General features: G+C 45.1%; 4 protein-coding genes. 1 reads left to right on the top strand and 3 read right to left on the bottom strand.

Annotation, left to right across the window (positions count from 1 at the left end; genetic code table 11):
• Positions 1-61: 61 nt before the first annotated feature.
• On the bottom strand, positions 62-493 hold the full coding sequence (locus KW93_RS01660; protein WP_033541221.1) for an NUDIX hydrolase: 432 nt from the start codon (positions 491-493) through the stop codon (positions 62-64).
• Positions 494-1193: 700 nt separating this feature from the next.
• Here KW93_RS01660 and panB point away from each other — a divergent pair.
• Positions 1194-2030 (top strand): 3-methyl-2-oxobutanoate hydroxymethyltransferase, encoded by an 837-nt coding sequence (panB, locus tag KW93_RS01655; RefSeq protein WP_033541220.1) that lies wholly within the window; start codon positions 1194-1196, stop codon positions 2028-2030.
• 287 nt (positions 2031-2317) lie between these two features.
• On the opposite strand, the gene KW93_RS01645 is transcribed toward panB, so the two are convergent.
• Positions 2318-2725 (bottom strand): hypothetical protein, encoded by a 408-nt coding sequence (locus tag KW93_RS01645; RefSeq protein WP_033541218.1) that lies wholly within the window; start codon positions 2723-2725, stop codon positions 2318-2320.
• Positions 2726-3000: 275 nt separating this feature from the next.
• Positions 3001-3459, bottom strand: a complete 459-nt coding sequence (locus tag KW93_RS01640; protein ID WP_033541217.1) for a universal stress protein — start codon at positions 3457-3459, stop codon at positions 3001-3003.
• Positions 3460-3777 lie beyond the last annotated feature (318 nt).

Raw genomic sequence — 3777 nt, 5'->3', positions numbered from 1 at the left:
AGCGACGATATAATTTTCCGAACGACGATAACGCGCGCCACTCTATTATCGCCGCACTTATTTATGTACTCAGTTCCTTCCGCACTGCATCTGCCAGTTCAACATTCACCTTCAGGTAGTCAGGAAGCTCCGGATGAGCAAGAATTTCTTCGGTGGTCATCCATAAAACATCATCAACTTCGTCGATACTTTTTGAATACGGCTCACCCGATTGATGGTGGCATAAAAAAACGATGTCAATAACATTAATGCCAGAATCCGTCACGAATGACGAGCTGTTCACATAGTTTATACCTGAAACTTCACAGCCCACTTCTTCGAATATTTCCCGTTTCAGCGTTCTTTCCAGGATATCAGATGAAACTCCTTCGATATCACATTGCCCACCGACCAGCGACAAGCTGCCCGCAGCGTGTTCTTCTTTCTCACTTCTCCTGATCAACAGCCATTTGCCATCCCGATGAATAGCACCTTCCACATTCACTGCAAACATAAAATCGCCCCTTTTATCTTTATGGTGCTCTCGAATAATAGATTATTTCCCGGGAAATATCTTCCCGCATAACCGATTTTATCTCATCTTCTCATATTCCTGCACCATCGTATTATAATTCAAGGCACCGCCAGATAAAAAGCTTCCGAATTGCTCGGATAGGCGAGAACCGCAAGCGGATCCTGTACAAACAAAGGGAGTTTCAGCAGCACTTTTGCAAGCCACAGAAACAGTATGAAATTGATCAGCTGGGATGTGATTTCTCCGATTTGCTCCTTGCGTTGCTCTTTTTACAGATTGCTCATCAAGTAAAAGACCAGCAGCGCCAGCGCAAAACTGAGAGCCAGTATAATAATGACGGTTAATTTACTGATGATGGCCATTGGAACCTCCAAAAATAACTTCTCTATTTTCTACTATACAGATAATCAGGGAGTTTTTGAGAATATCTGCTCGCTCGTTAATTAAGAGGCGGAAAATATTGTCAGACTATTGCAGCATCTGCTATAGTGGGGGTGTGGGCGGTATCCGGAAGGAACTGCACCTAAACGCAACTTACAAGCTATAAAATACATTCTGCCTTGATCAATCAATGACAGGGACGGAGGAAACCAGCTGATTAAAATCCTGTCCTTCTGTCCATTTTGGAACAGAAGGCTTTTTATGTCCGGTTTTCTCCCTGAAGAGGAGAGAAAAGAAGATGAAGAACACAGCAACGTTCATGAAAATGAAAAAAGAAGGCGAAAAAATCGCTATGCTGACGGCTTACGATTATCCGTCGGCGAAAATTGCGGAAGAAGCCGGCATGGATATTATTTTGGTCGGAGATTCGCTCGGGATGGTCGTGCTCGGTTATGATTCGACTGTGAAAGTGACTGTCGAAGACATGATCCATCACGGCAAAGCCGCACGGCGCGGGGCGATAGATACGTTTTTGGTCGTCGACATGCCGTTTGCTTCATTCCATGGCGACATCGACCGCACATTGCAGACAGCTGTCCGCATTTTCCAGGATACAGGAGCAGAAGCGCTGAAGCTGGAAGGCGCGGACGAAGTGGTGGACGTCATTAAATTGCTCACGCGCACCGGCATTCCCGTTGTGGCGCATCTGGGTTTATTGCCGCAGACGGCCGGAGTGCTTGGTGGCTTCAAAGTCCAGGGCAAAACAGCGGATGCAGCGAAAAAGCTGATTGAAGACGCTAAAGCGTGCGAGGCGGCAGGCGCATTCATGCTGGTGCTCGAATGCATCCCGTATCAACTGGCGAAAGAAGTGACGGATGCCGTATCGATTCCGGTCATCGGCATCGGAGCCGGTAGCGAAACAGATGGTCAGGTGCTCGTCTATCATGATACCGTCAAATACGGTTCGCACCACCTGCCGAAATTTGTCCGTTCCTACGCGGAAGCGGGGGAAGGCATGAAAAATGGTTTGATTGATTATGTAAATGAAGTAAAATCCGGAGCATTCCCGGGCGAAGAGCACCGTTTCACAATGAAAGAAGAGGAATTGCAGCAATTATATGGCGGTAAATCCTGAAGACGCCGAAAGAAAGCCGGCTCCCTGTAGAGGGAGCCGGCTTTTTTTAATGGGGAAGTATTTCGAAGAGGTTAATCTATGATTAATGGGACTTCGTGGCAGTAAGGGCATTTCGCATACATTTTCTCCTTCTCCAAATTGTATATATATGAAGTGGAATCAGTAAGCTCTTTAGTATTCACAGGAGTTTCTCCAATAGCGCATCGTTCTTCGCTATATGTCATTTCGTGGACGAATTTTTTTGTGTGATCGACAATATAAATCATATAAATCTTTCCTTTCTATTTTTAACTGATGGATTCCAGCGGCTTAAGCGCTTCGAGGGCGGCTGACAGGCGGGCCGAGAAAATTTTCGGGCATTCCATCGTCTCCAGATGAAGGCAGACGATATTCGGATTGGCCTCGCAGCGCTGCTTAAAATTGACGGGCAGCGGTGAGGCAAAACTGGACCAGGCCATTGTAAATGCCGGCAATTCCTCCGGCAGCAGAAGAATCTCAGCTTTATTGAGGGCTTCGCCATTGTTTTTTAATTTCCTGAACGATATATCCAAATCGAGCACGCACGAAAAGTAATTTTGGTTGGCATATATATTCAAATTTCTTTTCTTTTTGACAAAGCACGTCTCGCCTGCAATTTCGGTGTCTGTATTCATCAGAGACGCCACTTCATCCGCTATTTCTTCTAAATGAGTCATAAGACAAGCTCCTTTCCAACTTAAGTTTTTAAAAAAACTCACAAAAAAACGCCCAAAAGAATCATTTGATCCTTTCCGGCGTTGTTAACAGCTCTAAAGTCTGTTCCATCCTGTCCGAAGTCCGCTGTTATAAAATTTCATATGGTTAAACGTCATAGACAAGTAAGCAGAAACACGAGTCGTTTTCTGGTATACCTTTCTATTGCCAGGTCCGGCATGAAATTAAACCTCCATATAACAAATAGGGTCCTAAGTCATAATAAATAATTGGTGTTTTATTCCGAAGTCACATCTTCTTCTGTCCGGACAACCAATACATCGCATTTTGCATTGCGGACGATGCTTTGGGAAATGCTGCCCATGATGATGCGTTCAGCTCCGGTCAGGCCGGTGGCACCGCAGACGATCAAATCGGCATTAATCCGTTCAGCGATTTCACGGGGAATTTTTTCTTTGGGCACACCATATTCGATAATCGTGTTCACTGTTTCAACACCGGCAGCTTCCGCTTCTTTTTTACATTTTTCAAGTATTTCCCTGGCTGCAATCTTCGCCTTTTTCGAATGGTCCCTGTCGTAGGCTTCAATCATACCGAAGGACCGGTTGTAGACAACATTGACTAAATTCAGCACCGCATGATTGCGGAGAGCGATATCCACCGATTTCTTAAAGGCCCATTCCGCCTGTTTTGAACCGTCCAGTGCGACCAGTATGTGAGAATATTTCAGAGTCACGCCAATCTCCTCCTCGAATCTCTTAATAGTAAACAATTCTCTGTATCGTTGAAATCCTCCTTCTTTCAACAGCAAAAAAGTACCATGATAAAGAGGTTGACGGGTTTAATTTACACAGGAAATAAATGATGCTGATCTTCATCCTGTTCACCGCAATACTGGTTGAGGTAAGTGTTTCGGACGAGGAATAAAGAGAAAGTTCATATTGTATGAATAAAATAGGTAGAGAAGGGAGCCAGTTGCTGAGGAGCAACTGGCTTTTTGTTATTGTGCGCGGGAGAGTGGAGTTTGTGGGCGGGAGAGCCATGTTTATGCGCG

This window comes from Planococcus sp. CAU13, assembly GCF_000775575.1.
Lineage (GTDB): Bacteria > Bacillota > Bacilli > Bacillales_A > Planococcaceae > Planococcus.
This window is presented reverse-complemented; position numbering and strand designations above follow the sequence as displayed.

What these genes read in the sequence shown, in the direction of transcription:
- KW93_RS01660 (WP_033541221.1), bottom strand. Translation starts at nt 493, where the DNA reads ATGTTTGCAGTGAATGTGGAAGGTGCTATTCATCGGGATGGCAAATGG.
- panB (WP_033541220.1), top strand. Translation starts at nt 1,194, where the DNA reads ATGAAGAACACAGCAACGTTCATGAAAATGAAAAAAGAAGGCGAAAAA.
- KW93_RS01645 (WP_033541218.1), bottom strand. Translation starts at nt 2,725, where the DNA reads ATGACTCATTTAGAAGAAATAGCGGATGAAGTGGCGTCTCTGATGAAT.